23 protein-coding genes and 1 tRNA gene are annotated in these 24473 nt (G+C 74.1%); 4 read left to right on the forward strand and 20 right to left on the reverse strand.

All coding sequences use genetic code 11. The features are described 5' to 3' along the window. Positions 1 to 66 precede the first annotated feature (66 nt). The 10 genes from CLV35_RS02945 to CLV35_RS02990 all read right to left on the reverse strand — a co-directional run bounded on the left by CLV35_RS02945 (position 67) and on the right by CLV35_RS02990 (position 9532). Positions 67 to 549: a hypothetical protein gene (locus CLV35_RS02945; RefSeq protein ID WP_121191907.1), complete on the reverse strand. Its 483-nt coding sequence runs from the start codon at positions 547 to 549 to the stop codon at positions 67 to 69. A gap of 27 nt (positions 550 to 576) precedes the next feature. Continuing rightward, on the reverse strand, positions 577 to 939 hold the full coding sequence (locus tag CLV35_RS02950; RefSeq protein ID WP_121191908.1) for a response regulator: 363 nt from the start codon (positions 937 to 939) through the stop codon (positions 577 to 579). Between the two features lie 2 nt (positions 940 to 941). Then, positions 942 to 1400, reverse strand: coding sequence for a chemotaxis protein CheX (locus tag CLV35_RS02955; protein WP_121191909.1), 459 nt, complete (start codon positions 1398 to 1400; stop codon positions 942 to 944). Then, entirely contained in the window at positions 1397 to 1792 is a 396-nt protein-coding gene (locus CLV35_RS02960; RefSeq protein WP_121191910.1) for a response regulator, read from the reverse strand. The genes CLV35_RS02955 and CLV35_RS02960 overlap by 4 nt, the downstream gene beginning before the upstream one ends. 1 nt (position 1793) lies before the next feature. Further along, on the reverse strand, positions 1794 to 2684 hold the full coding sequence (locus CLV35_RS02965) for a CheR family methyltransferase (protein ID WP_121191911.1): 891 nt from the start codon (positions 2682 to 2684) through the stop codon (positions 1794 to 1796). Continuing rightward, positions 2681 to 3838, reverse strand: coding sequence for a protein-glutamate methylesterase/protein-glutamine glutaminase (locus CLV35_RS02970; RefSeq protein ID WP_121191912.1), 1158 nt, complete (start codon positions 3836 to 3838; stop codon positions 2681 to 2683). Before CLV35_RS02970 ends, CLV35_RS02965 begins: the two co-directional genes overlap by 4 nt. A gap of 117 nt (positions 3839 to 3955) precedes the next feature. Beyond that, on the reverse strand, positions 3956 to 4855 hold the full coding sequence (locus CLV35_RS02975; RefSeq protein WP_121191913.1) for a hypothetical protein: 900 nt from the start codon (positions 4853 to 4855) through the stop codon (positions 3956 to 3958). Positions 4856 to 5009: 154 nt separating this feature from the next. Further along, entirely contained in the window at positions 5010 to 6575 is a 1566-nt protein-coding gene (locus tag CLV35_RS19865) for a methyl-accepting chemotaxis protein (RefSeq protein ID WP_231121413.1), read from the reverse strand. 174 nt (positions 6576 to 6749) lie between these two features. Then, complete coding sequence (locus CLV35_RS02985; protein WP_121191914.1) at positions 6750 to 7169, reverse strand: chemotaxis protein CheW; 420 nt, start codon at positions 7167 to 7169, stop codon at positions 6750 to 6752. Further along, complete coding sequence (locus CLV35_RS02990; RefSeq protein WP_121191915.1) at positions 7166 to 9532, reverse strand: chemotaxis protein CheW; 2367 nt, start codon at positions 9530 to 9532, stop codon at positions 7166 to 7168. The genes CLV35_RS02985 and CLV35_RS02990 overlap by 4 nt, the downstream gene beginning before the upstream one ends. A gap of 141 nt (positions 9533 to 9673) precedes the next feature. On the opposite strand from CLV35_RS02990, the gene CLV35_RS02995 reads away from it, so the two are divergent. Next, the gene (locus CLV35_RS02995) at positions 9674 to 11155 is read left to right on the forward strand and encodes a sensor histidine kinase (RefSeq protein WP_121191916.1); all 1482 of its coding nucleotides are present in this window, start codon (positions 9674 to 9676) and stop codon (positions 11153 to 11155) included. Positions 11156 to 11268: 113 nt separating this feature from the next. Here the strand turns inward: CLV35_RS02995 and CLV35_RS03000 are convergent, their stop codons facing one another. The 4 genes from CLV35_RS03000 to def all read right to left on the reverse strand — a co-directional run bounded on the left by CLV35_RS03000 (position 11269) and on the right by def (position 14262). After that, positions 11269 to 11937, reverse strand: coding sequence for a response regulator (locus CLV35_RS03000; protein WP_121191917.1), 669 nt, complete (start codon positions 11935 to 11937; stop codon positions 11269 to 11271). A gap of 148 nt (positions 11938 to 12085) precedes the next feature. Next, a tRNA-Ser gene (locus CLV35_RS03005) sits at positions 12086 to 12174 on the reverse strand. 91 nt (positions 12175 to 12265) lie between these two features. Further along, positions 12266 to 13714, reverse strand: coding sequence for a dihydrolipoyl dehydrogenase family protein (locus CLV35_RS03010; RefSeq protein WP_121192328.1), 1449 nt, complete (start codon positions 13712 to 13714; stop codon positions 12266 to 12268). 5 nt (positions 13715 to 13719) lie between these two features. Continuing rightward, entirely contained in the window at positions 13720 to 14262 is a 543-nt protein-coding gene (def, locus tag CLV35_RS03015) for a peptide deformylase (RefSeq protein ID WP_121191918.1), read from the reverse strand. A 76-nt stretch (positions 14263 to 14338) separates the two neighbouring features. On the opposite strand from def, the gene CLV35_RS03020 reads away from it, so the two are divergent. Further along, entirely contained in the window at positions 14339 to 15118 is a 780-nt protein-coding gene (locus CLV35_RS03020; RefSeq protein ID WP_121191919.1) for an ROK family protein, read from the forward strand. Between the two features lie 6 nt (positions 15119 to 15124). Here CLV35_RS03020 and CLV35_RS03025 read toward each other — a convergent pair whose 3' ends face one another. Next, the gene (locus CLV35_RS03025) at positions 15125 to 15631 is read right to left on the reverse strand and encodes a GNAT family N-acetyltransferase (protein ID WP_121191920.1); all 507 of its coding nucleotides are present in this window, start codon (positions 15629 to 15631) and stop codon (positions 15125 to 15127) included. A gap of 53 nt (positions 15632 to 15684) precedes the next feature. Here CLV35_RS03025 and CLV35_RS03030 point away from each other — a divergent pair, with 53 nt between their 5' ends. After that, the gene (locus CLV35_RS03030; protein ID WP_121191921.1) at positions 15685 to 16656 is read left to right on the forward strand and encodes an asparaginase; all 972 of its coding nucleotides are present in this window, start codon (positions 15685 to 15687) and stop codon (positions 16654 to 16656) included. Here the strand turns inward: CLV35_RS03030 and CLV35_RS03035 are convergent. The 5 genes from CLV35_RS03035 to CLV35_RS03055 form a co-directional block, all read right to left on the reverse strand. Then, positions 16640 to 17098: a hypothetical protein gene (locus tag CLV35_RS03035; protein WP_121191922.1), complete on the reverse strand. Its 459-nt coding sequence runs from the start codon at positions 17096 to 17098 to the stop codon at positions 16640 to 16642. The two genes, CLV35_RS03030 and CLV35_RS03035, sit on opposite strands and share 17 nt — an antisense overlap. 12 nt (positions 17099 to 17110) lie before the next feature. Continuing rightward, complete coding sequence (locus tag CLV35_RS03040; protein WP_121191923.1) at positions 17111 to 19651, reverse strand: putative bifunctional diguanylate cyclase/phosphodiesterase; 2541 nt, start codon at positions 19649 to 19651, stop codon at positions 17111 to 17113. 27 nt (positions 19652 to 19678) lie between these two features. Then, positions 19679 to 21226: a S8 family serine peptidase gene (locus CLV35_RS03045; RefSeq protein ID WP_121191924.1), complete on the reverse strand. Its 1548-nt coding sequence runs from the start codon at positions 21224 to 21226 to the stop codon at positions 19679 to 19681. A gap of 256 nt (positions 21227 to 21482) precedes the next feature. Beyond that, entirely contained in the window at positions 21483 to 22586 is a 1104-nt protein-coding gene (locus CLV35_RS03050) for a Gfo/Idh/MocA family protein (RefSeq protein ID WP_121191925.1), read from the reverse strand. Further along, positions 22571 to 23254: a ThuA domain-containing protein gene (locus tag CLV35_RS03055; protein WP_231121415.1), complete on the reverse strand. Its 684-nt coding sequence runs from the start codon at positions 23252 to 23254 to the stop codon at positions 22571 to 22573. The genes CLV35_RS03050 and CLV35_RS03055 overlap by 16 nt, the downstream gene beginning before the upstream one ends. A 139-nt stretch (positions 23255 to 23393) precedes the next feature. On the opposite strand from CLV35_RS03055, the gene CLV35_RS03060 reads away from it, so the two are divergent. Next, the gene (locus CLV35_RS03060) at positions 23394 to 24449 is read left to right on the forward strand and encodes a LacI family DNA-binding transcriptional regulator (protein ID WP_121191926.1); all 1056 of its coding nucleotides are present in this window, start codon (positions 23394 to 23396) and stop codon (positions 24447 to 24449) included. The last annotated feature ends 24 nt before the right edge of the window (positions 24450 to 24473 follow it).

The following is a 24473-nucleotide window of genomic DNA, read 5'->3' on the forward strand; positions in this document are numbered from 1 at the left end:
CCCATGGGATTGGCAAGGAGTCACATCGTGCCAAGGGTCAGGCGCCCCGCGACCGGGGCCCTGGCGTCAGGCGAGGACGACCGAGAGGCGACCGGCGCCGTAGCCGGCGACCGTCACCTTGAGGTCGCTGCGCCGGCCGAGCGTGCGCGAGATCGCGATGAGGTCGTTCGGCGGGAGCTCCTTGAGCCCGAAGGTCTGGTAGAGACGCACGTGCGGCTCGCCCTCGGCGTTGAAGAGCGAGGCCAGCACGTTGAGGACCTCGTCGAAGTTCTCCTTGACCGAGGGCGAGAGCTCCCGGTCCTCGATCGCGGCCTCGGCCCCGCCCTTGGGGATCAGGCCGATCGCCGCGCCCGCGTAGGCCGACATCGGCAGGTCGGCGATGACCACGGCCGCCGTGGCGGTGCGGTCGTCGACGTAGACCGCCGTGGTGGCGAGCTCGGTCGCGGAGTGCACGACCGGCTCGCCCTGCGCGATCTCGACGTCACGGAACAGCAGGCCCGAGAGCGCGTCCCGGATGGCCTTCTCGTGCGGCACGAACTTGACGACCATCGCAGTGTCCTTCAGGGAGGGGGAGGATCAGACCAGCACGGCGTCGAGGGCGTCGCGGAACGCCTCGGGCGTGAACGGCTTGGCGATCAGGAACAGGGCCCCCGACGCCTCGGCGCGGCCGCGCATCTCGGGCGAGCCCTCGGAGGTGACGAAGCCGAAGCGCACGGCGTTGCCGGCGCCGCGCAGCGCGTCGAGGAGCTCGATACCGGTCATGTTGGGCATGTTCCAGTCGCTGAGCACGAGGTCGGGCGCCTCGGCAACGACCTTCTCGAACGCGTCCTTGCCGTCGACGGCCTCGACGATGTCGTGGCCGTCATACCCGGCCTGGCGCAGGGTACGCGTGACGATCTGGCGCATGACCTTGCTGTCGTCGGCGATGAGGATCTTCACGGTCAGGCTCCCTTGGTCTCGATGGACGACCACACGGTGATCTCGAACTGCTCGCCCTGCCACTCGAGGGCGGCCTCGGCGACGATCGCGGCGCCGCGCTCGCTGACCGTCACCGCACCGGCGGAGACCAGGGGCAGCGAGAGCGAGCTAGGACCGGGCAGCACGCTCTTCACGTTGCCGCCGATGATGTTGACGAGCTCGCCGAAGGCGTCGTTGACGTCACCGTCGCTGAGGTCGGCCTCGTCGATCTCGAGCAGGACCGAGCCGACCAGGCGGGCGCCGCGCACGCTGGTGCCGACGACCACGAGGCCGTTCCACTCGCCGACGACCGAGACGGTCGCGCTGACCTCGGGCACGACGAGCCCGGCCACGGAGGGCAGGGGCTCGTCGCCGAGGTAGGACGCCCAGAGGTCGCCGGCGATGGCGAGGATGTCCTCGCTGCCGAGGAGTGCGATGGTCATGCGGACACCGCCGTCGGGTTCAGGCCGAGCAGCGCCAGCTTGTCGGCGATGGCGTCGGCAGTGAAGGGCTTGATGACGTACTCGTGGGCACCGGCGGCGAGGGCGCGCACGATCTGGGCGTGCTCGCTCTCGGTGGTGACCATCATGAGCGTGAGGTTGGACAGCTCGCTGCGGGAACGCGCCTCCTTGATGAAGGTGAGCCCGTCCATGACGGGCATGTTCCAGTCCACGAGGGCCAGCGCGGGGAGGTCGTCCTCCGCCTGCAGGGTCGCGAGGACGTCCAGCGCCTCCTGGCCGTTGCCGGCGTCGGAGACGGTGAAGCCCTGCGCGGCGAGGATGCGACCGAGGATGGTCCGCATCGCTCGCGAGTCGTCGATGACGAGGGCGCGCATGTCAGGCCCCTCTCCTTCCGAGTTGTGCGGCCGGCTTGTGGACCGGCGCTCCGGCGACGAGGACGCGATCCCAACGCTCGTCCACGCCAAGTGTTGTTTCGGCACCACCGAGCAAGAGATGAGACTCGGGGCGCATGACTCCTGCGACACGGCTCAGGATCGAGCGCTTGGTGGCCGTGTCGAAGTAGATGAGCACGTTGCGCAGCAGGACGATGTCGAACGGCTGCATGGGGGGGAACGGTGCTGCCAGGTTCATCCGCTGGAAGCGGATCGAGGAGCGCAGCTCGGGGGCTGCCTCCCACTCCGTGCCGCGTCGTGAGAAGTGCTTCACGAGCAGCGGCGCGGGGAGTCCACGGTTGACCTCGAGCTGCGAGTACCTGCCGGCCCGCGCACGGGTCAGCATCTCCTCGGAGATGTCGGTCGCGAAGATGTCGAGCCGCCAGCCCGCCGCCTTGACCTTGTCGGTGAGCGACATAGCCACGGTGTAGGGCTCCTGCCCGCTCGAGCAGGCCGCCGACCAGATGCGCAGCGTCCGGTCGGCCCGGCCGCTGGCCAGGATCTCGGGCACGAGCACGTCGGACAGCGCGCGGAACGGCGAGCCGTCGCGGAACCACGACGTCTCGTTCGTGGTCAGCGCGTCGACGACGCGGGCCGCCTCGCGGCTGTCACGGCTGGTACGCAGCGACTCCACGTAGGCGCCGACGCTGTCCTTGCCCGCCTGGCGCGAGAGCGGCAGCAGGCGTGCCTCGACGAGGTACTCCTTGCCGGGCTCGAGCACGATGGCGGCCTCGCGGTAGACGAGGTCGCGGACCCAGTCGAAAGCGGCCGGTGGCAGGGTCGATGCGGGTCTCGCGGCTGCCGACGGCCGAGTCGGCGCCGGTGCTGTGGTCATGGTCGGGCCCCCAGAGGTATTGCGTGGGCCTGGTGGCCCACCGAGTCGACGATCGCGCCTGCAACGGCGTCGATCGGGAGGAGCGCATCGGCGAGGCCGGCGTGCGCCACTGCACCGGGCATGCCCCAGACGACCGAGGTCGCCTCGTCCTGGGCGAGGATCCGGGCGCCCTTTGCGCGGAGCAGCTCTGCCCCGCGCCGGCCGTCGGACCCCATGCCGGTCAGCACGACGGCGAGGCTCGCGCCGCCGTAGACGCTGGCCACGCTGCGGAAGAGCACATCGACCGCTGGGCGGCAGAAGTTCTCGGCCGGGCCGCTGGTGAGGTGCGCCGTCACGGCGGCACCACGGCGTACCAGTTCGAGGTGGAAGTCACCGGGCGCGATGAGCACCGTCCCCGGCTTGAGCTGGTCACCCTCGGCCGCCTCGCGGACGTCGAGCGCGCTGGCGCGCGAGAGCCGCTCTGCGAGCAGCCGGGTGAAGATGGGTGGCATGTGCTGGACGATCACGACCGGCACGCGCAGCGTGCCGGGAAGCCCGGTGAGCACACGCGCCAGTGCCTCGGGACCTCCGGTCGAGCTGCCGATCGCCAGCACCTCGGGCCGCTGCACGGGTCCGCGCACCGCGCCGGCCCGGGGGCCGACCACCGCCGTCGCCGTGCTGGCGACCGGCCGCAGCGGGGCGGTCGGGCGGGTCGGCAGGGACGTCGTCGGGCGCAGCGGCGTACGCGGCCGCCCGGCCGGCACGTCGCGCCCGGTCAGCGAGCGCAGCTTCGGCACCAGCTGCTCGCGCACGCTGCGCACCGAGTCGGTGAGCGCCGTCGTGTTGGACGGCTTGGTGACGTAGTCGCTGGCGCCCAGGGACAGTGCCTCGAGCGTCTTGGCCGCGCCGCGCTCGGTGAGCGTGCTGAACATGATCACCGGGACGCGGGCGTGCGTCTTGCGCAGCTCCTTGAGCGTGCCCAGGCCGTCGAGCTCAGGCATCTCGATGTCGAGCGTCACGGCGTCGGGCGAGAGTGCGGCGAGCTTCTGGAGCGCCACGCGGCCGTTCTCGGCCGTGCCCACGACGGTGATGTCGGGCTCGGCGTCGAGGACCTGCGCGACGATGCGCCGCACCACCGCCGAGTCGTCGACGACCAGCACGCGGATGTCCGCCATGCGCCGCCCCCCGTCCCTCGTGTGGTCCGGAGCACAGCGCCCCGTCGAGGAGACTTATCGACGGACCCCCCGACCGCTTGAGGCTTTGTGCCCAGCGGTGTCGGTGGGGCGCGAGGGTCAGCGCAGCGGGCCGAGCACCCCCGCGAGCGGCTCGACGAGCGCATCGACGTCGGCGTCGGCCAGCAGGTCGGCGACGACCAGCGCGTGCACGGCCCCGGAGACCAGGTTCCAGACGCCGCCGGCGCAGTCGCTTGTGCCGAAGCCGGCGGCCTGGGTCGTCATCACGGCGAGCATCTGGGCCTGGGCGGCCACGCGCGTCCGGTCGGAGAGGTGGGCGGCCCACGAGGCGTTGTGCACGGCGAGCGCCCAGCTCGAGGTGCCGGTCGAGGCGCCTGAGGTGCGGCGGTACTGGTCCGCGGCGGCGCGCACGGCGTCGCGGTCGGCCGGCAGGCACGTACGCACCCGGAACAGCAGCCGGTGCACCGAGGCGCTGCCGGGGCCGAGGTCGCGAGGCAGCGAGCGGTGCGCGGCGGCGCGGCGCCAGGCCTCGAGCAGCACACCGCGGTCGGCCGTGGAGAGGGCCGAGCCCGCGTAGGACGCGGCGACCGCGTCGCACACGGCGGCGACCGCGCGCGTGCTGGCGTCGTCCTGCACCGCGAGCCCGTTGCCGGTGCGCCAGGTCCAGTCGAAGACGTCGTGGCGCACGCAGCGCAGCAGGTCCTCGAGCCCGCCCACCTGGGTCGTCTCGAGCCCGCGCAGCGCCGCGAGGGTCGCCGGGCCGGTGGTGCCCCGGGTGCGCGAGGCGAGGGTGCGCAGGTCGACCGAGTCGCGGGTCGCCCGCGCGACGCCGGCCCACGCGTCGGCGCGGTCGCGGTCGGCGGGCGCGGCGGCTGCCAGCGCGGGCAGGTCGGCCGCGGTCAGGTCAAGGGCGGCGGCTACCACGGCGGCGGTGTCGCTGCCGCCCGGGCGGCGCACGAGGTCGAAGCCGAGGACCGGGGAGCTGACGAGGGAGTACACCCCCCAAGGGTCTCCCAGCGCCCCCGTCGGCGCACTCCCCCGACGGAGCGGTTTGCCCTCACACGCCGTAGGGGAGCGTCACCGACGGCGACGCTCCCCTGGGACGTCCCGGACGAGCCGGGACTTCTCGGGCTCTCGCGAGCCCGCGGCCGGCTCAGACGGTGAAGCGGCCGACCAGCGACTGCAGCTCGCCCGACATGCGGGCCAGCTCCGAGGCCGACTGCTGCGCCTCGGTCACCGTGTGGGCGGTGGCCCGGGCGCTGCCGGCCACGCCGTCGATGCCGGCGGCGATGCGGCTGGTGGCCTGCGCCGCCTCGGTGACGTTGCGGCCCATCTCGCCGGTCGTCGCCGTCTGCTCCTCGACCGCCGAGGCGATCGTCATCTGGAAGTCGTTGATGCGGGCGATGATCGCGGCGATCTCGCCGATGGCCTCGACGGCGCTGGAGGTGTCGTTCTGGATCGCCTCGACGCGGCGCACGATGTCGTCGGTCGCCCGCGAGGTCTCCTGGGCCAGGTCCTTGACCTCGTTGGCGACGACCGCGAAGCCCTTGCCGGCCTCGCCGGCGCGAGCGGCCTCGATGGTCGCGTTGAGCGCGAGCAGGTTGGTCTGCTCGGCGATGCTGGTGATGACCTTGACGACGTCGCCGATCTCCCGCGAGGAGTCGCCGAGCGAGGTGACCGTGGCGTTGGCGGCCTCGGCCACGCCGACCGCCTGCGAGGCGACGCGCGCAGCCTCGCTGGTGTTGTGCGCGATCTCGGCGATCGATGCGCCCATCTCCTCGGAGCCCGCGGCGACGGTGTCGACCGCGTGCGAGACCGAGCCGGCGGCCTCGGCCACCGCGTCGGCCTGCGCGGACGCCGACTCGGCGGTGCCCGAGATCTCGGCGGCGACGCCGGTCAGCTGCTCGGCGGCGGTCGACAGGCTGCCGGCCGAGCCGCTCACGGCGTCGACCAGCGTGCGGATGCCCTGCTGCGCGCCCCGCAGCGACTCGCCCATGCGGCCGATCTCGTCGCGGCCGGTGATGTCGACGGCGTAGGTGAGGTCGCCGTGCGCGAGGGCGTCGAGCGCGTCGCCGGCCTTGCGCAGCGGACGGACGATGCCGCGCGACACGCGCCAGGCGATGCCGCCGAGCACGAGCAGCGCGAGCAGGCAAGTCAGGAGGGTCAGGCTGCGCACCTCGGTGACCTTGCGGGCGCTGCTGGCGGTGTACTTCTTCACGTCCACGGTCAGGGCGTCGTCGGCCGCGGCGACCGCGTCGTCGGTGGCGTCGTTGGCCTTCTGGACGTCCTCGTACTTCGCCCGCTCGACCGGCTGGTTGGCCGTCGCGGCGTCGATGACGGTCTTGATCTCGCCGAAGTAGGCGGCGTAGGCGGTGCGCAGGCCCGCGATCTCGTCCTTGGTGTCCTGCGTCAGCTGGTCCTCGTGGATCGCGTCGAGGAAGCCCTGCGCCTTGGCCTGGTCGTCGGCCAGGTCGGCGAGCAGCGCGTCCGGCTTGGGGGCGAGCAGCGCCTTGTAGGCGTCGACCTTGAGCTCGCTGGCGCGGGTGTCGAGGCGCAGGACCAGCGCGCGCACGTCGCGCACGTCGTTGAGCTTGTCCTGCTCGCTGCGGATGCCGTTGGCGCCGCTGATGGCGACGGAGCCGACGGCCACCGTGGAGAGGAGGCCGGCGCCGGCGAGGGCGGCGAGCTTCTTGCTGACGCTGAGCGCGGGGAGTGCCATGGGGGAGGCGCAGCCTTTCCTGTGGTTCGGGACGTTCGGTGCGTGGTGCCAGGCCGAACGGCCCGGTGCTGCTGAGAACATCGGCAGACCGCGTACGCACCTGAGCCCCGGCCCCGCACCTGTCGTCAGGTGCGGGACCGGGGCTCAGAGCCGTACGGGTGTGGCGCGGCAGCGTCAGCCGACGTCGACCGCGCGGTCGATGTCGAGCGCCAGCAGGAGGCGGTTCTCCAGCTTGTAGGCGCCGGTGATCAGCGCGCGCTCACGGGCGCTGAGCGTCTCGGGCGGGGTCTCGAACAGCTCGTCGCTGACGGTGACCACGTCGCCGATCGCGTCGACGAGCAGGCTGACGACCTCGCCGTCGACGCGGACGACGACGTTCATCGGCTCGGAGCCCTCGGCCGCACCCGGCAGCTCCAGGCGGCGGCGGAGGTCGACCGAGGTGACGACCTGCCCGCGCAGGTTCATCATGCCGCCGATGGCGGCCGGCGCGAGGTGCACCTTGGTGCTCGGCTGGTAGCGGAGCACCTCCTGCACGCGGCTCACCTCGACGCCGAACAGGTGGTCGGCCAGGGTGAAGGTGGCGAGCTGGGTCACAGCGAGATCCCCTCCAGGGAGAAGGCCTCTGCAGCGGCAGCGGCCGGGTCGTACGCCGCGGCGGGGTCGCCCGGCAGGATCGGGTCGAGCGGGAAGTGCGGGTCGGCCGCGAGGATCGCCTGGCGCACGTCGAGCAGCTCGACGACCTGCTGCTGGATGAGCGCGGAGCCCAGCAGGCCGATGTCGTCGACGTCGCTGCGGGCGTGGACGCCCTCCTCCACGATGTCGATGATGCGGTCGACCACCAGGGCGACGCTGCGCCCGCCGCGCGACGAGACGATCATCGGCAGGCGCTCGCCGGTGCCGTCGTCGAACGAGCCGAGGTGCTGCGAGAGCCGCACCAGCGGGAGGATCTCGTTGCGGTACTCCACGACCTCGCGGCTGCCGACGTGCTGCACCTTGTCGGTCGGGAACTCCTCGAGCCGGGTGACCATGTCGAGCGGGATGGCCACGCGGCGACCGCCGGCCACCTGGGCCACGAGCAGCTTCTCGGCCTCGACGACCGCGGCCGTGTGCTGCTCGACGGCGGCGGCGCGCTTGGCGCCCTCGCTGCTGAGAGCACCGGCGGCCAGGGCCTGGATGTCGAGGATGAGGGCCACCGAGCCGTCGCCGAGGATCGTGGCGCCGGAGTAGACGCCGATGCCCTTGAGCCGCGAGCTGAGCGGCTTGACGACGATCTCCTCGCTGTTGAGGACGCGGTCGAGGATGAGCCCGAAGGTCCGGCCCTCCGACTGCAGCACCGCGATGTTGAGCAGCCCGTCGCGGCGCTTGCCCTCGAGCCCGAGGACGTCGGCCAGGTCGACCAGCGGCAGCAGGCGGCCGCGCAGGCGGTAGACCGGCGCGCCGGACACCTGCTCGATCGCGGTGGTGCCGCGCGAGGCGTCGACGCTGACGACCTCGAGCAGGCTGATCTGCGGGACCGCGTAGCGCTCGCCCGCGCACTCCACCGTGAGCGCCGGCACGATGGCCAGCGTCAGCGGGATCGTGAGGCGGAAGGTGCTGCCCTGGCCCGGCACCGAGGACAGGTCGACGGTGCCACCGATCTTCTCGATGTTGGTGCGCACGACGTCCATGCCGACACCGCGGCCGGAGACGTTGGTGACCTTCTCCGCCGTGCTGAAGCCCGCCTTGAAGATGAGCATGAGGACCTCCCGCTCGGGCATCGCCGCGAGCTGGGCGCTCGTGATGATCCCGCGCTCGACGGCCTTGGCCCCGATCTTGGCGGGGTCGATGCCGGCGCCGTCGTCGAGGATCTCGACGACCACGCGACCGCCCTCGTGGAAGGCGCGCAGGCGCAGCAGGCCGGTCTCCGGCTTGCCCGCGGCGCGGCGCGCCTCGGGCGTCTCGATGCCGTGGTCGACCGAGTTGCGCACGATGTGCGTCAGCGGGTCCTTGATGGCCTCGAGCAGGGTGCGGTCGAGCTCGGTCTCCTTGCCGTGCATCTCCAGCGAGATCTGCTTGCCGAGCATGCTCGACAGGTCGCGGACGACGCGGGGCAGCTTGGACCAGACGTGGTCGATCGGCTGCATGCGCGTCTTCATGACGCCCTCCTGCAGCTCGCTGGTGACCAGGTTGAGCCGCTGGGTCATGCGCAGCAGGTCCATGTCGTGCTCGGCGCTGGCCCGCTGGATGAGCTGGTTGCGGGTCAGGACGAGCTCGCCCACCAGGCGCATGAGCAGGTCGAGCTGGTCGACGTCGACGCGGATGGTGCTGTCGGCAGCGGTGCGCCGGGCGGGGTTCTCGGTGCCGGGCTCCGGGTGGTGCTCCGCCTCGACCGAGGTGGGCGCCACGGGCGGCGCGACGACGGTCGGCGCAGGGGCGGTCACCGGCTCGGCGGGTGCCGCCGCGGCCTTGGGGGCGCGCGGGGCGGCCGGCTTGCGCGTACGCCGCTTGGCGGCCGGCTTCGGCGCCTCCTCCGCGACGGGCTCGGCCACGGGGGCCGGCTCGGCGGGGGCCGCGGTCACCGCGCTGCCGTTGAGGCACGCCTCGACGAGCGCGACGGCGCCGCTCACGTCGACAGCGCCCTCGGTGCCGTCCTGCTCGATGCGGGACAGCAGGCTGCGCACGTCGTCGACCATGCGCAGCAGCGCGTCGGTGGTGGCGGCCGTCATCGGCAGCTCCCCGTCGCGCAGGCGGCTGAGCAGGTTCTCACCGACGTGGGTCAGCGACTCGAGCTTCGAGAAGGCGAGGAAGCCGCTCGTGCCCTTGATCGTGTGGATGGTCCGGAAGATGCTCGACAACAGGTCACGGGAACCCGGCTCAGCCTCGAGCGCGACGAGGTCGCGGTCGAGCTGGTCGAGGTTCTCGTGGCTCTCGACAAGAAACTCCTGGACGATCTCGTCCATGCCCTCAAGGCCGTCCATGCGGACCTCTCTCCTTCTCGCGGGCCATCGCTCGTGCCCCGACCAACAAGACCATCGGCGTCCGCTCGCGCGGCTTGACCCTATTGACGCGCCCGCTTTGGGCTGGTGAGGTCAGTGGCTCGTCAGGACGAGGGGAGTGCGGTGGAGCTCGGAGGCGGACTGCTGGGCGCCGTCGTGCGGATCGGCGCAGCCCGCACCACCGCGGAGGCGCTCGACGCCCTGCTGCGCGCGGCGCTCCTGCTGGCGCCCGGGGCGCAGGTGGCCGCGGCGCTCCACGGCCCGGACGGTGCGCTGCGCGAGGCCGCTGCGGCTGACCTGTCGACGGACGCGACTGCCGTGCTGGCACGACTGCGGGCGCACCCTGACGCGGTGGTGCTGCCGGTGCCGGTGGAGGGTCGAGCACCAGGCGTGCTGGTGGTGGAGGGGCTGCCCGCCGCCGAGATCGAGCCACTGCGGCTGCTGGCGGTCGCGGCGGGAGCGGCGATCACCACCGCCCACGCGCTCGAGCGGGCCGAGCTGCAGCGTCGCTGGTCGGAGGGGAGCGCCTCGCTGGTGGCCGCGATGGCGCGCTCGGCCGGTCGCGGCGACGACGAGCTGCACCAGGTAGCCCGGCGGGTCCGCGAGCTGGCCGGTGCCGATGCGGCGCTCCTGCTGCTGCCGAGCGGACCGTCCGAGGTGGTCGTCGAGGTGGCCGCCGTCGCACCGGGGCTGGACCCGGCGGCCCTCGCCGGCGCGCGGCTGCCGCGCGCCGCGACGCTGGCGGGTGCGGTGCTCGAGGAGGGCGAGGCGCTGGTCGTCGACGCGGCGCCGGAGGCCGCAGCCGTACGCGGCGACCTGACGGCACCGCCGGGCTGGCCGGGCGGCGGGCCGACGCTGCTCGTGCCGCTGGGAGGCGCCGACGACGTACGCGGGGTGCTGGCGCTCGTGCGCTCGGCGCCCGCCTTCACCGAGCTCGAGCTCTCGCTGGCGAAAGGGTTCGCGGGCCTGGCGGCGCTGGCGCTGCAGCGCTCGCGTGCGCAGGCCGACCGGGGCGCGCACGCCGTGCTCGAGGACCGCGACCGGATCGCGCGCGACCTGCACGACTTGGTGATCCAGCGGCTGTTCGCGACAGGCTTGCAGCTGCAGGGCGTCGCCCGGCGCGCCGACGGACCGCTGCGCGAGCGGGTCGAGGGTGCGGTCGACGACCTCGACCAGACGATCCGCGACATCCGCACGACGATCTTCCAGCTGCACCGGCGGCCCGACAGCACCGACCTGCGCGGGCAGCTGCACGACGTGGCCGACGAGGCGGCGCGTCCGCTGGGGTTCCCGGTGCTGCTCGAGCTGCGCGGACCGATCTCCGAGGCGGTGCCCGACGAGCTGGCGCCGCACCTGGTGGCGGTGCTGCGCGAGTCGCTCTCCAACGTGGCCAAGCACGCGCAGGCGAGCGCCGTGACGGTGACGGTCACCGCCGACCGCGACATCACCCTCACCGTCGAGGACGACGGCCGCGGCTTCGTCGCCGACCGTGCCGGCAGCGGCATGCGCAACATGCGCCGTCGCGCCGAGATGCACGGCGGCCGCCTCGACGTCGCCGCCCGCCCCGGCGGCGGCACGCGCCTCCAGTGGCACGTCCCCGCCTAGTCGCGGCGGCCCGACGTTGATCGCCCTAGCCGATCAAAGTCGTGCCGGGCCCATGCAATTTGGTCGGCCCGGCACGAGGTTGATCGCCCTAGCCGATCAACATCTCGGCGGGGTCAGGCGGGGGTGGGGAGGGAGTGGCGGGTGGCGAAGATGGCGGCCTGGGTGCGGCTCTCGAGGCCGAGCTTGCCGAGCAGGTTGGAGACGTGGTTCTTGACCGTCTTCTCGGCCACCCCGAGCGCCTCGGCGATCTGCCGGTTGGTCTCGCCCTGCGCGATGTGACCGAGGATGCGCCGCTCCTGGTCGGTCAGGCTGGCGATCCGGTCGGGACGCCCGCCGCCGCGCAGCCGGTCGAGCACCCGCGCGGTGACCGCCGGGTCGAGCAGCGACTGGCCGGCGGCGACGCGGTGCACGGCCTCGATGAGGTCGTCGCCGCGCATCTGCTTGAGCAGGTAGCCCGACGCGCCCGCGGTGATGGCGGCGAACAGCGCCTCGTCGTCGTCGTAGGACGTGAGGATGAGCACGCGGACGAACGGGTCGGCCGAGCGTACGTCGCGCGCCACCTCCACGCCGCTGCCGTCGGGCAGTCGCCCGTCGAGGATCGCCACGTCGGGCCGCGCGAGCAGGATGCCGTCGCGCGCCTCGCGCGCGGTGCCGGCCTCGCCGACGACCTCGATGGCGGGGTCGGACTCGAGCAGGTCGCGCAGGCCGCGGCGCACGATCTCGTGGTCGTCGAGGAGGAAGACGCGTACGCGGCGCACGGGTGCGTCGGACGGCTGGCTCATGTGCGTGGCTCCTCGGTGCGGACCGGCAGCGCCGCTGGAGCGGCGCCGACGGTCCCATCGGCAGGCAGGGCGCCGACGTGAGCGAGGGGATGCAGGGAACGGGGTCGCCGGTGCCGGGACGGAGCCCGGCACCGGCACTCCGTGACGGCGGAGGCGGCGGGATTTGAACCCGCGAGAGGGTTTAAGCCCTCAACCCGCTTAGCAGGCGGGCGCCATAGGCCACTAGGCGACGCCTCCGCGGGAGAGGCTACCCGGACGGGAGGGCGCCGAGCAAAGCGGGCTCAGCGCCCGCAGCGGAGCGGGCTCAGCGCCCGAGCGGAGCGGGCTCTCAGAGTCCGTAGGCCTCCAGCAGCCGCAGCCAGATCTCGCTCACGGTCGGGTAGGACGGCACCGCGTGCCAGAGCCGCTCGAGCGGGACCTCGCCCACCACGGCGATGGTGGCCGCGTGGAGCAGGTCGCCGACGCCCGGGCCGACGAAGGTGACGCCGACGAGGACCTTGCGCTGCTCGTCGACCACGGCGCGCGCGGTCCCGGTGTAGCCGTCGGCCAGCAGCGAGGCGCCCGCCACGTTGCCGATCTCGTAGTCGACGACGCGCACGTCGAGGCCCCGGGACTGCGCCTCGGCCGCGGTGAGGCCGACAGAGGCCACCTCCGGGTCGGTGAAGACCACGCCGGGCACGGCGACGGCGTCGGCCGTGGCCGACGTCGCCGCCCACGGGCTGCCGTCGACCTGCGTGCCGCGCGCCCGGGCGGCGATCGCGTCACCCGCCGCGCGCGCCTGGTACTTGCCCATGTGCGTCAGCAGGTTGCGCCCGTTGACGTCGCCGACGGCGTAGAGCCAGTCGAACCCGGTGACGCGCAGCGTGTCGTCGACCTGGAGCGGCGCCTCGGGGTCGAGCCCCACGGTCTCGACGCCGACGTCGTATCTGCGCGCGCGGCGACCGGTGGCCACGAGCACCGCCGCCGCGGTGACCGGCTCGCCGGCGTCGAGCTGCAGCGTGGTCGGTCCGTCGCCGTCGCGCGCGGCGGAGGTCACGTTGACTCCGAGCCGCACGTCGACCCCGGCCTCGCGGAGCCCGCGCAGGACGAGCTCGCCGGCGAACGGCTCGTAGCGGCCGAGCAGCGTCTCGTCGCGCACGAGCATCGTCACCTGCGAGCCGAGCGCGTTCCAGGCGGTCGCGAGCTCGCACGCCACGACGCCGCCGCCGATGACGGCGAGCGTCGGCGGCACCTCCTTCGCGGAGGTGCCCTCGCGGCTCGTCCAGGGCGAGGCCTCGCGCAGACCAGGCACCGGCGGCACGACCGCGGTGGAGCCGGTGGCCAGGACGACGGCGTGACGGGCGTGCAGCGTACGCGTGCCCTCCGCCCCCTCGACGCGCACCGTGCGCTCGCCCTCGAGCGCGCCCTTGCCGCGGACGACCGAGATGCCGGCGCCCTCGGCCCAGCTCACCTGGCCGTCGTCCTTCCAGTCCGAGGCGAAGGAGTCGCGCCGGGCGAGGACGGCGGCGACGTCGAGCTCACCGGTCGCGGCAGCCGCCGCGCCGGGCAGCCGGCGCGCGGCGGCGAGCGCCTCGGGGTCGCGCAGCAGCGCCTTGCTCGGCATGCAGGCCCAGTAGGAGCACTCGCCGCCGACCAGCTCGTGCTCGACCAGCGCGGCGGTCAGGCCGCCGCGCACGGCGCGGGCCGCGGCGTTCTCACCGGCGGGGCCGGCACCGACCACGACGACGTCGAAGGTGTCCGGTGAGTCTGCTGCCGTCTCGGGCGACTGGTCGGTCATGCCGATCACTCTGGCACGCGCACGCCGTCGGCGACATCGCTCCATGCCGGGTCGGTCATCTCGGCGAGCAGGCGCTTGCGCGCCCGGCGCGGCAGCTTGTCGACGTAGACGACGCCGTCGAGGTGGTCGTACTCGTGCTGCAGGCAGCGCGCCACGAGCCCGTCGCCCTCGACGGTGACCGGGGCGCCCGTCTCGTCGAAGCCCCGCACGCGCGCCCAGCCCGGCCGGGCCAGGTCGTGGTAGACGCCGGGCACCGAGAGGCAGCCCTCCTCGCCCTCGTCGAGCTCGCGCCCGCGCTCCAGCTCGAGCACCGGGTTGACGAGGGTCGCGACCACGCGCTCGCCGTCGCTGCCCGGGCAGTCCATGACGAACACCCGCAGCCCCACCCCGATCTGCGGCGCCGCGAGCCCCACTCCGTCGGCCGCGGCCATGCTGCGGCGCATGTCGTCGACGAGGGCGGCGAGGTCGGCGTCGAACGCCTCGACCGGGCGCGCGACCGACGAGAGCACCGGGTCGCCGTAGCGCCGGATGCGGGGTGCGTCAGGCATGGCTCCAGCCTAGGACCGACACGCAGGACGCCGCCCGTCCGCGTGGGCCCGCCGGCCAGGGGGCAGTCTGTACGCCGTGAGCCCCCCAGCCCTGCCGCGCACGCTGGTCGTCGACAGCGGGGGCACCGGGATCAAGGCGCTGGTGCTCGACGCGCACGGCCGGATGATCACGCCGCGACGGCGGGTCGCCACGCCGTACCCCTGCCCCACCAGCGTCTTCCTCGAGACGGTCCGCAGCCTCGCCGAGCCGCTCGGCGAGTACGAGCGCGCCTCGATCGGCGTGCCGGGCGTGCTGCGCCACGGCCGCGTCGTGCACACGCCGCACTTCGTCACGGTCGCCGGGCCGTTCACCCCTGCCGACCCGCAGCTGGTCGAGCAGTGGCGCGGCTTCGACGTCGCCGCCGCGCTGTCACTGGTGCTGGGCGTGCCCGTGCGCGCGGTCAACGACGCGGAGATGGCGGGCTGCTCGGTGATCGCCGGACGCGGGTTCGAGGTGGTCATCACGCTCGGCACCGGCTTCGGCTTCGCGATGTTCGACGGGGGCCACCTGCTGCCCAAGGTCGAGATGTCGGCGCACGTGTTCCAGAAGGGCGAGACCTACGACCAGCGCCTCGGCAACGTGACGCGTGCCCGCATCGGCCGCGAGCGCTGGAACGCGCGGATGGTCGAGGCGATCGACGGGCTGCGCCGGGTGTTCTTCTGGGACCACCTCTACGTCGGCGGCGGCAACGCGCGCCACCTGCGGGTCGACCTCGGCCCGGACGTCACGACGGTGCCCAACATCGCCGGCCTGCTGGGCGGCGCGGCGCTGTGGCGCGAGGAGCTCGAGGGGCACGTCGGAGCCGGCGCACCCTGAGGCCGCTCAGCCCACCAGGGCGGGAGCGGCGAGCATGGCGACGTCGACCGAGCCTCCCTTGGTGCTCTGCCGGCCCACCTCGACGAAGCCGAGACGGGTGTGGAAGCGCATGGAACCGGGGTTCGGCGGGCGGGTGTTGACCTCGCAGCAGACCTCGGCCAGCCCGAGCGCGCGGGCGTCGTCGAAGATCGCGGCGTAGAGCACGCGACCCAGCCCACGGCCGCGGGAGCCCTCGCCGACCGCGATGCGGTCGACGTAGAGGAAGTCCGAGGAGCGTGCCTCGAACCACCGGTAGTTCTCGCTCGCGTAGTCCGCGCCGGGCAGCAGGCAGAGCGCGAAACCGGCCACCGCGTCGGTGGCGTCGTCGACGACCGCGAGCGCCAGCCGGGTCTGCCCCACCAGCCGCTCGAGCGCCGGCGCGTCCAGCTCGCTGACGGCGGGCACGGAGGCGTTGTTGATGACGAGCACGTCATCGAGGTCAGCCGGCACGACGGGCCGCACGACGTAGCTCACCCGCGAGACTGTAGTGGCGGGCCCGGCGCGCCGCGGGTCCTAGGGTGAGCCCGATGAGCACCGACTTCGCGCCCGTCGCCCGGGTGATTCGCTCCGGCTTCGTCGAAGGCGTCCACGTCGGCGCGGCGGTGGTCGTCGACCCCGACGGCACGGTGGTGGCCTCGCTCGGCAAGCCCGGCGTACCCGTCCTCCCGCGCTCGGCCGCGAAGCCGCTGCAGAGCGTCGCGATGCTCCGCGCCGGGCTCGACCTGCCGCCCGACCTGCTGGCGCTGGCGACCGCGAGCCACAGCGGCGAGGCCGAGCACCTCGACGGCGTACGCCGCATCCTGGCGCTCGCCGGCCTCGCTCCCGAGGCGCTGCAGGGCACGCCGGACCTGCCGCTCGGCCGCGCGGAGCGGCGGGCCTGGCAGCAGCGCGGCGACGAGCCGTCGTCGCTGGCGCAGAACTGCTCCGGGCAGCACGCGGCCATGCTGCTCACCTGCGTCGGCCGCGACTGGCCGACCGACGCCTACCTCGCCTCGGAGCACCCGCTGCAGCAGGAGGTGGCGCGCACCGTCGCCGAGCTGGGCGGCACCGAGGTGGTGGCGACCGCGGTCGACGGCTGCGGCGCGCCGACCCTCGCGCTGCCGCTGGCTGCGCTCGCCCGCGCCTTCGGACGCATCGCGAGCGCCGGTGCGGGAAGCGTGGAGGGCCGGGTGGCCGACGCGGTGCAGGCGCGGCCCGACCTGCTCGGCGGCTCCGGCCGCGAGGTCACCCGACTGCTCCGGGCGGTGCCCGGCCTGCTCGCGAAGGACGGCGCCGAGGGCGTGTTCGCCGCTGCGGTGCCGGGCGGGCCGGCGGTCGCGCTCAAGGTCGGCGACGGCGGCGCCCGCGCGGTGTGGCCCGTGGCGGTGGCGCTGCTGCGCCGGGCCGGGGTGCGCGCCGCGGTCCTCGACGAGCTCGCCGAGGTGACCGTGCTCGGTCACGGCGAGGTCGTCGGCTCTGTGCAGCCGGTGGCGCTCGAGGAGCTCAGGGCGCCGGCGTGAGGGCGGCCTCGCCGAGCCGGCCGGTCACCTCGCTCCACTCGGCCGGCGTCAGCTCGACACGCAGTTCCTCGCCGTCGTCCGAGACGGCGACCAGCAGGTCCTCGCCGGCGGTGTAGGCCTCGCCCGCGCCGAGCACCGCGATCTCGGCGAACATCCGGCGCTGCGCCTGGTCGGAGGGGTCGAGGTCGACACCGAGGTGCGGCTCGTCGCTGCGCGGGAGCCGGCCCTCCTGCACCTGCTCCGCGGCGAGCGAGCGCACCAGCGCGAGCGAGGGCGCGGCCTGCTCGTCGACCCGCGCGGCGGGCGGCTCGTCGACCCAGGCGGAGTCGAGCAGGGGCGCCAGCACGTCGACGACGGCGAGCAGGACCTCGCGCCGAGCGCCGGGCGGGGTGCCGGTCGGCACGGTGTAGGGGCGGCGGTCTGCGGCGGGCTCGGTCGTCACGGGGGCATCGTCTCAGCCGCGGGAGACCAGCCGCAGCGGGCGGGCCTTGGCCGCGGGCCGGAGCTCGGCGTCGGGCGCGTAGAGCAGGTTGTCGCGGATCCAGGTGGCGAGCTTCTCCGGGGGCAGCGGCCGGCTGAAGAGGTAGCCCTGGGCGATGTCGCAGCCCATCTCCTCGAGCTTGCGCAGGCTCAGCCGGTCCTCGACGCCCTCCGCGACGACGACCTTGCCCATGTGGTGGGCGAGCTGCACGACCGCGTTGACGACGGCCTCGTCGTTGGCCTCGGTGCCCATGCCGAAGACGAACGACTTGTCGATCTTGACCTCGTGGACGGGCAGCCGGCTCAGCTGCGCGAGCGAGGAGTAGCCGGTGCCGAAGTCGTCGACCGAGATGTGCACGCCCAGCTCGGCGATGCGCGTCAGCGCCTCACCGGCGCTCGCGCGGTCGTCCATGATGCTGGTCTCGGTGAGCTCGAGCGTGAGCAGGTGGCCGGGTACGCCGTGGTGCCTCACGACGCCCGCGACCTCGTCGACGAACGCGCTGTCGAGCAGCGCGCGCACGGAGACGTTGACCGCGACCGGGATCCGCTTGCCCTCGTCGAGCCACGCGCGGCACTGCGCGACCGCCTCGTCGAGCACGAGCGTCGTGAGCGGCGCGATCAGGCCGGTGTGCTCCGCTGCGCCGATGAACTCGTCGGGCAGCACGAGCCCGCGGGTCGGGTGGTTCCACCGCACCAGCGCCTCGACGCCGGCGAGGACGTCGTCGGAGAGCTGGACCTTGGGCTGGTAGTAGACGACGAGCTCGCGCGACCGGAGCGCCTGACGCAGCTGGGCGACGAGGGCGAGGCGGCGCGCCGTGCCGTCGTCGAGGGAGTCGTCGAAGACGCGGACGCCGAGGCGCCGGTCCTTCGCGTGGTACATCGCGATGTCGGCGTGCTGCAGCAGCGAGGTGGCGTCGCGGCCGTGCTCCGGGTGGAGCGCGACCCCGATCGAGCCCTCGATGTCCATGACCGAGCCCTCGAGCGTGACCGACTGGAGCAGCGAGTCGACGAGCGAGCGGGCGGTCCGCTCGGCCTCGCCCTCACCGCCGGGCCGGCGCAGCAGCACGGCGAACTCGTCGCCGCCGAGGCGCGCGACGGTGGACTGCGGTGGTGCGGCCGCGAGCAGCCGCTGGGCGACCGCGCAGAGCAGCTGGTCCCCACTGGTGTGGCCCAGGGCGTCGTTGATGTCCTTGAACTCGTCGAGGTCGAGGATGCAGACCGCGACGGGCACGTCGTCGCGCACCTCGGCCGCGACCTCGGTCATGAACTGCGACCGGTTGACCAGGCCCGTGAGGTCGTCGTGGGTGGCCTCGAGCCGCAGGCGCTCGAGCAGGCTGCTGTTCTCCAGGGCGAAGCCCGCCTGGGTGGCCAGCGTCTCGAGCAGGTGCAGGTCCTCCTCGCGGAACGACCGGCTCTCGGCGAGGTGGCCGGTGACCTCGAGCGTCCCGATCACCCCCGACTCCGAGGGCAGCGGCACCACGACGGCGTCGCGGGCGTCGCGCCCTGCCAGCCACGCCTTGAGCTCGACGTCGGCCGTGGACCGGGTCACGAGCACCGGCTGCTGCCGGCGGCGCACCTCGGCGTGGACGCTGTCGTCGAGGGTGTCGACGACCTCGACGCCCGACGGGCCGAGAGTGGTACGCCGCGGCCCGGTGCCGTCGGCCAGGGCGGTGAGCTCGAGGGTCGCGCTGCGCGCGTTGAGCAGCTCGACGGCCCGCTGGAGCAGGTTGCGCTCGAGGCCGGTGAGGTCCTGGCCGGGGCGCACGGTGCGGGACGTCTCGTAGAGCCGGCCGAGGGCGACGTGGCGGCGCAGCAGGGCGCCGTAGACCCGGTAGCCGACGTAGAACGACAGGCCGAGGGGGACGAGCAGCATCGGCTGCCACGACCCCGCCTCGACCAGCACGTAGGTGATGACGCCGACGGTGCCGCTGAAGAGCGCCGCCAGCAGGGCGATCCAGAGCGTCCAGCCGGTCTCGGCGGTCGGCGCGGTGCCCTCGTTGAGGTAGATCGCGCCTTGGACGGCGGCGAACTCGAAGGCGCTGGCCAGCAGGACGCCGAGCAGCGCGCCGGCACCCGCCGCGAGGCCGAGGTGGCCGTGCGGGGAGCACAGCTGCTGCACGGAGTAGGCGATCAGCGTCGTGCTGACGTAGAGCGCGACGTTGAACAGCCGCTTGATGAGCGGCACCGGCGTGAAGAGGCTGCCGACCAGCACGCCCACCGAACGGGCCAGGGCCAGCCCGAGCGGGTTGAGGAGGAAGAGCCCGAGGGCGACGGGCATGTCGCTGAAGTGCACGCCGTGCGTGTCGCGGCGGACCTCGATCTGGATGGGCAGCGACTCGGTCGCGGCGAAGGCGAGGGTCAGGGCCAGCAGCCAGCGCCACGACCCGAGGTTCGTGTCATGGCCGAGGGCCACCCAGAGGACGGCGCCGAAGCCCAGCAGCGCCGTCGCACCCAGCCCGGCGGTCGCCTCGAGGGAGAGGCGACCCGCGGGCGAGCGCTCGGCTCCCTCGACCACTCCGGCTCCTCCAGACGTTCTGCTGCGTCAGCCTTCCACACTGCGCCACGAGCTGCCCCGCCAGGACGAGCCGCGCCACGACGACCCGCGCCACGACGACCCGCGCCACGACGACCCGCGCCACGATGACCCGCGCCAGGAGCTGCCCCGCCACGACGAACCCCGCCACGAGCTACCCCGCCACGACGAACCCCGCCACGAGCTGCCCCGCCAGGACGAGCCGCGCCACGAGCTACCCCGCCACGAGCTACCCCGCCACGAGCTACCCCGCCACGAGCTACCCCGCCACGACGACCCGCGCCAGGAGGAACCCCGCCATGAGCTGCCGCTCACCGAAGTCTCGCCCTGCGCGGCGGCCGGTGTCGACCGGTTCGGAGCAGTCGCCGACGAGGACGACGAGGAGGCGGTGGGTGCCGCGGTCCGCAGGGCCGCGTCGACGTCGAGGACGCCGGCCGGGCCGAGGGCGGAGGGGGCGGCGGGCAGCGCGCGGGCCGAGGAGACCAGCACCGCCTTGGCCTGGTCCGGGGTCAGGCCGGGACGTGCCGAGAGGAGCAGTGCGGCTGCGCCGCTGACCACCGCGGTGGCCTGGGAGGTGCCGCTGCCGCGGAACCAGCCCGCACCGGTCCGCGCGGCCGGGTGCGACCGGTCGAGCGTCGAGCCAGGCACCCGCAGCCCGAGCACCGACTGCCCCGGGGCGAGGACGTCGACGCGACGGGCGGACGTGCCGAGCGAGGTCACGGGCGACACGGAGTCGGCACCGCGCCGCAGGGCGGAGGCGCCCACGGCGAGCAGGTGCGGCGACGCGGCGGGCACGTCGAGCGCGGCCGAGCGGCCGGAGTTGCCGGCAGCTGCGACGACGAGGATTCCTGCCTGCCAGGCGGCCTCGGCGGCCCACGTCACGGCCGCCTGCGCCTCGGGGTCGCTCGCGTCGACGGCGAGCGAGAGGTTCAGGACGCGGATGTTGCGGCCACCGTCGTGGGCGTGCTCGACGACCCAGCCGACGGCGCCGTAGATGTCGGCGCTGTCGACGGAGCCGTCCGAGCGGCCGACGCGCACGTTGACGACGCGGGCGTCCGGCGCGATGCCGTCGCGCGAGGTCGGGTCCCCGGGCACCTTCCCGTCGTTGGCGGCGACCAGGCCGGCCATGACGGTGCCGTGGCCGTAGCGGTCGACGCCGGCCGCACCGTCGGCCGTGACGTCGGGGCCGTCGACGACCTTGCCCCGCGACGACAGGCCGGGCACGCGTGCGACACCGGTGTCGATGACGGCGACGTCGACCCCTCGGCCGGTGACGCCCCTGCGCCAGGCGGCGACGGCGTGGACGTCGGAGGCGACGGCGTACGGCGAGACGCTCGCGGTCGCCGACGATGCGAATGGTGTGGAGAGGAACGCTGCCGCCGAGCGCTCGGGGGTGCGGGCAGCAGGAGCCGGCGAGGCGGCCGACGAGGGCAGTGAGCCGGCGGTGGCCGACGCGACGGCGGCCAGCGAGAGGGCCGCGGCGAGGGGGACCGTGGCGCGGGCCCGCCGGGCGGCGGGGCGAGACGTCGGGGCTGCGGGGACCGGAGAATCCAGCATGAGCCGTCTACCTCTCTAGGGCGCGCTGCTGCGCTGTCGGTGGTGGTGCTTCGGAGACCGATTACCCAAGCGTGAGTGCTCGTCCGGGTGAGCGCTCTCAGCACTCCCAGCACAGATTCACGGAGGCCCCGCCCCTCCGCATCCCGGCGTCACTCAGCGCAGATCTTAGGTGCACTGCTGGTCACTCGCGCGAGCGACACCTCGTGCCCGGATGCGGTTCCGGTGACGCACCGTGCAGGAGAGTCGCGCAGCGTCCCTACGACGTACCGGTCGCGGCGAGCTGCTCCCCCACGAGCGCCGGCGAGTCGCAGGTCGTCGAGATCTCCCGCGCGACGCGGTCGACGGCCGCCTCCAGCAGGGCCTCCATCACGTCGAGGACGTGGAGGGCCAGCCCGGCGGACGCCCGGTGGGGCTCTCCCTGGGCCAGCGAGCGCGCGAGGTCGGCGACCCCGACGCCGCGACCGGCGCCGACGTAGCCGGCGGACGCGGGCAGCGTCTCCCACTCCTCCGCGCCGGCGCGGAACACGCGCACATCGCCGTCGAAGTAGTTGGGGTCGGGCACCGAGAGCGAGCCGTCGGTGCCGTAGACCTCGATGCGCGGCAGCGCCGCCGCCCACACGTCGAAGCTCATCACCATCGTCGTCACGGCGCCGGACTCGTGCTCGAGCAGACCGGTCACGTGGGTGTCGACCGTGGACTCGAAGCTGGCGCCGGCACGCGGCCCGGACCCGATGGTACGCAGTGGTCGCGGCCGCGACGACGTGCCGACCACGCGGCGCACCGGCCCGAGCAGGTGCACCAGCGCCGAGAGGTAGTAGGGGCCCATGTCGTAGAGCGGTCCGCCGCCGGGCCGGTAGTAGAACTCGGGGTCGGGGTGCCAGCGCTCGTGGCCTGGAGTGGTCATGAAGGCCGTCGCGGCGACCGGCGTGCCGACGAGCCCCGCCTCGACCGCGGCGCGCGCGGTCTGGACGCCGGTGCCGAGGACGGTGTCGGGCGCGCACCCCAGCCGCAGCCCGGCGGTCTCGGCGGCCTGGACCACGGCCGCCGCCTCGGACGTCGTGAGCGCCAGCGGCTTCTCGCCGTAGACGTGCTTGCCCGCGTCGAGGGCGGCGTGCGCCACCGACGCGTGGGCGGCGGGGATCGTCAGGTTGAGCACCAGGTCGACGTCGTCGGCCGCGAGGAGCTCCTCGACGGTGCAGGCCCGGGCGCCGGGGTGCTCGGCGACGGCGGCCCGGGCGCGGTCGGCGTCGAGGTCGGCGACCGCCGTGACGGCGACCTGCGGCAGGTGGGGGAACGTCGAGAGGTAGGCGCCGCTGATCTTGCCGGCGCCGACGACGCCGACCCTCAGCGGCTGGCCCACAGCAAGCCCCTCTCGACGATCGTCCGGATCTCGGGCACGTCGAGGTCCTCGGGACGGTGGCCGACCGTGCAGACGAAGACCTTGCCCGCCCCCCACGCGCGCGCCCACACGGCGGGCGAGACGACGGGCGCGTGCCACGGGTCGCCCTCGCGCACGGCCTGGGTCGTGGTGGCGAGCACGTCGCTGGCCGAGTCGGCGAGCACCCAGTACTGCTCGGTCTCGAGCGCGACGCTGGTGAACCCCTGCACGACCGGGTGGTCGGCACGCTCGGGGACGACCTCGACGGTGTAGGGGACGAAGCCGCCCGGGTGGGCGGCGAACGAACCGCCGACGAGCTGGAGGTAGTCGGAGGAGTCGCGGAACGAGTCGGCGATCCCGCCGTGCCAGCCGGCCAGCCCGGTGCCCGCCTCGACGGCCGTGCGCAGCCCGGCCAGCTGCTCGGGGGTGATGGTGCCCATCGTCCAGCACTGGACGACGAGGTCGGTCGCCGCCATCAGCTCGGCGTCGGCGTAGGGCTCGAGGCTGTCGGACACCGTCACGTCGTAGCCGGAGGACTCGAGGAAGGGGAGGAACCGCTCGGTCGCCGCGACCGGGGAGTGACCCTCCCAGCCGCCGCGCACCACCAGCGCCCGCCGGCTCGGCCCCTGGCCGCTCTGCGTCTCGCTCAACGTCGCTCTCCTGCCCTGCGGCTGCCAGTTGCGCAACGCGGGACCCCGGTCACGCAGGTGGTCACCTTGTCAGAGGGCTGGACCAGCGTCAACGGGAATCTTGTTGCGCAACTGGCGGCTGCCGCGACAGACTCCACGCGTGTCTGCAGGAGCCCGCACCCCCACGCTCGGCGACGTGGCGGCGCTGGCCGGGGTCACGGTGCCTACGGTGTCGAAGGTGCTCAACGCGCGCAGCGACGTGTCACCCGCCACGCGCGAGCGGGTCCTGGCCGCCCTGCAGCGCACCGGCTACGCGAAGCCCCCGCGCGGCCGGCGCGGCACGACGGCCGCGGCGGGCGCCCGCACGCAGCCCGGCCTGGTCGACCTGGTGCTCGGCAGCGTCGAGGGGTCGTGGGGCAACCGCGTGCTGGGCGGGGTCGAGCGGGCCGCCGCCGAGCTGGGCCACGACGTCGTCGTGACGCTCGCCGACCCCGACACGGCCGACGGGCGCAGCTGGGTCGACCGCCTGCTCGCCCGCGGCTCGACCGGCGCGGTCCTCGCCCTCGTCGACGCGTCGGCCCAGCAGCGGGCCCGCCTCGCCGACGGAGGCGTGCCCGTCGTGCTGCTCGACCCCCGCAGCGAACCGGGGCCGGGGGTGGCGAGCGTCGGGGCGACCAACTGGGCCGGCGGGCGCGCCGCCGGCGAGCACCTCGTCGCGCTCGGCCACCGCGACATCGGCGTGGTGGCCGGCCCGCCCCAGCAGGTCTACAGCACCGCGCGCGTCGACGGACTGCGCTCGGCGCTCACCGAGGCCGGACTGGTGCTCGCGCCCGAGCGGGTGCGCTCCGGCGACTGGACCAGCGAGGGCGGCCAGCGCGCGGCGGCCGAGCTGCTCGGCTCCCGCCCTGCACCGACCGCCGTCTTCGCCTGCTCCGACCGGATGGCGCTCGGCGTCTACGCCGAGGCCGCGGCCCGCGGCCTGCGCATCCCCGAGGACCTCGCCGTCGTCGGCTTCGACGACCTGCCCGAGGCCCGCTGGCTGGTCCCGACGCTGACCACCGTGCGCCAGCCGGTGCGCGAGATGGGGGCGGTCGCACTGCGTACCCTGCTGCGCCTGCGCGCCGGCGGAGCGCCCGAGACCACCCGGCTCGAGCTCGCGACCTCCCTGGTCGTCCGCGCCAGCGCGCCCGCGGTGCCCCGTCCGGAGGTGAAGTAGGTTGAGCCCGACCGGGGTTCCGCA

The organism is Motilibacter peucedani (assembly GCF_003634695.1).
Taxonomy (GTDB): Bacteria; Actinomycetota; Actinomycetes; order Motilibacterales; family Motilibacteraceae; genus Motilibacter; species Motilibacter peucedani.

Bases quoted from the DNA above. Each gene is read 5' to 3' on its own strand.
- def (WP_121191918.1), bottom strand. From the start codon at position 14,262: ATGCCTGACGCACCCCGCATCCGGCGCTACGGCGACCCGGTGCTCTCG.
- CLV35_RS02965 (WP_121191911.1), bottom strand. From the start codon at position 2,684: ATGACCACAGCACCGGCGCCGACTCGGCCGTCGGCAGCCGCGAGACCC.
- CLV35_RS02945 (WP_121191907.1), bottom strand. From the start codon at position 549: ATGGTCGTCAAGTTCGTGCCGCACGAGAAGGCCATCCGGGACGCGCTC.
- CLV35_RS02970 (WP_121191912.1), bottom strand. From the start codon at position 3,838: ATGGCGGACATCCGCGTGCTGGTCGTCGACGACTCGGCGGTGGTGCGG.
- CLV35_RS02955 (WP_121191909.1), bottom strand. From the start codon at position 1,400: ATGACCATCGCACTCCTCGGCAGCGAGGACATCCTCGCCATCGCCGGC.
- CLV35_RS03010 (WP_121192328.1), bottom strand. From the start codon at position 13,714: ATGACCGACCAGTCGCCCGAGACGGCAGCAGACTCACCGGACACCTTC.
- CLV35_RS19865 (WP_231121413.1), bottom strand. From the start codon at position 6,575: ATGGCACTCCCCGCGCTCAGCGTCAGCAAGAAGCTCGCCGCCCTCGCC.
- CLV35_RS02990 (WP_121191915.1), bottom strand. From the start codon at position 9,532: ATGGACGGCCTTGAGGGCATGGACGAGATCGTCCAGGAGTTTCTTGTC.
- CLV35_RS03045 (WP_121191924.1), bottom strand. From the start codon at position 21,226: ATGCTGGATTCTCCGGTCCCCGCAGCCCCGACGTCTCGCCCCGCCGCC.
- CLV35_RS03030 (WP_121191921.1), top strand. From the start codon at position 15,685: ATGAGCACCGACTTCGCGCCCGTCGCCCGGGTGATTCGCTCCGGCTTC.
- CLV35_RS03000 (WP_121191917.1), bottom strand. From the start codon at position 11,937: ATGAGCCAGCCGTCCGACGCACCCGTGCGCCGCGTACGCGTCTTCCTC.
- CLV35_RS02960 (WP_121191910.1), bottom strand. From the start codon at position 1,792: ATGCGCGCCCTCGTCATCGACGACTCGCGAGCGATGCGGACCATCCTC.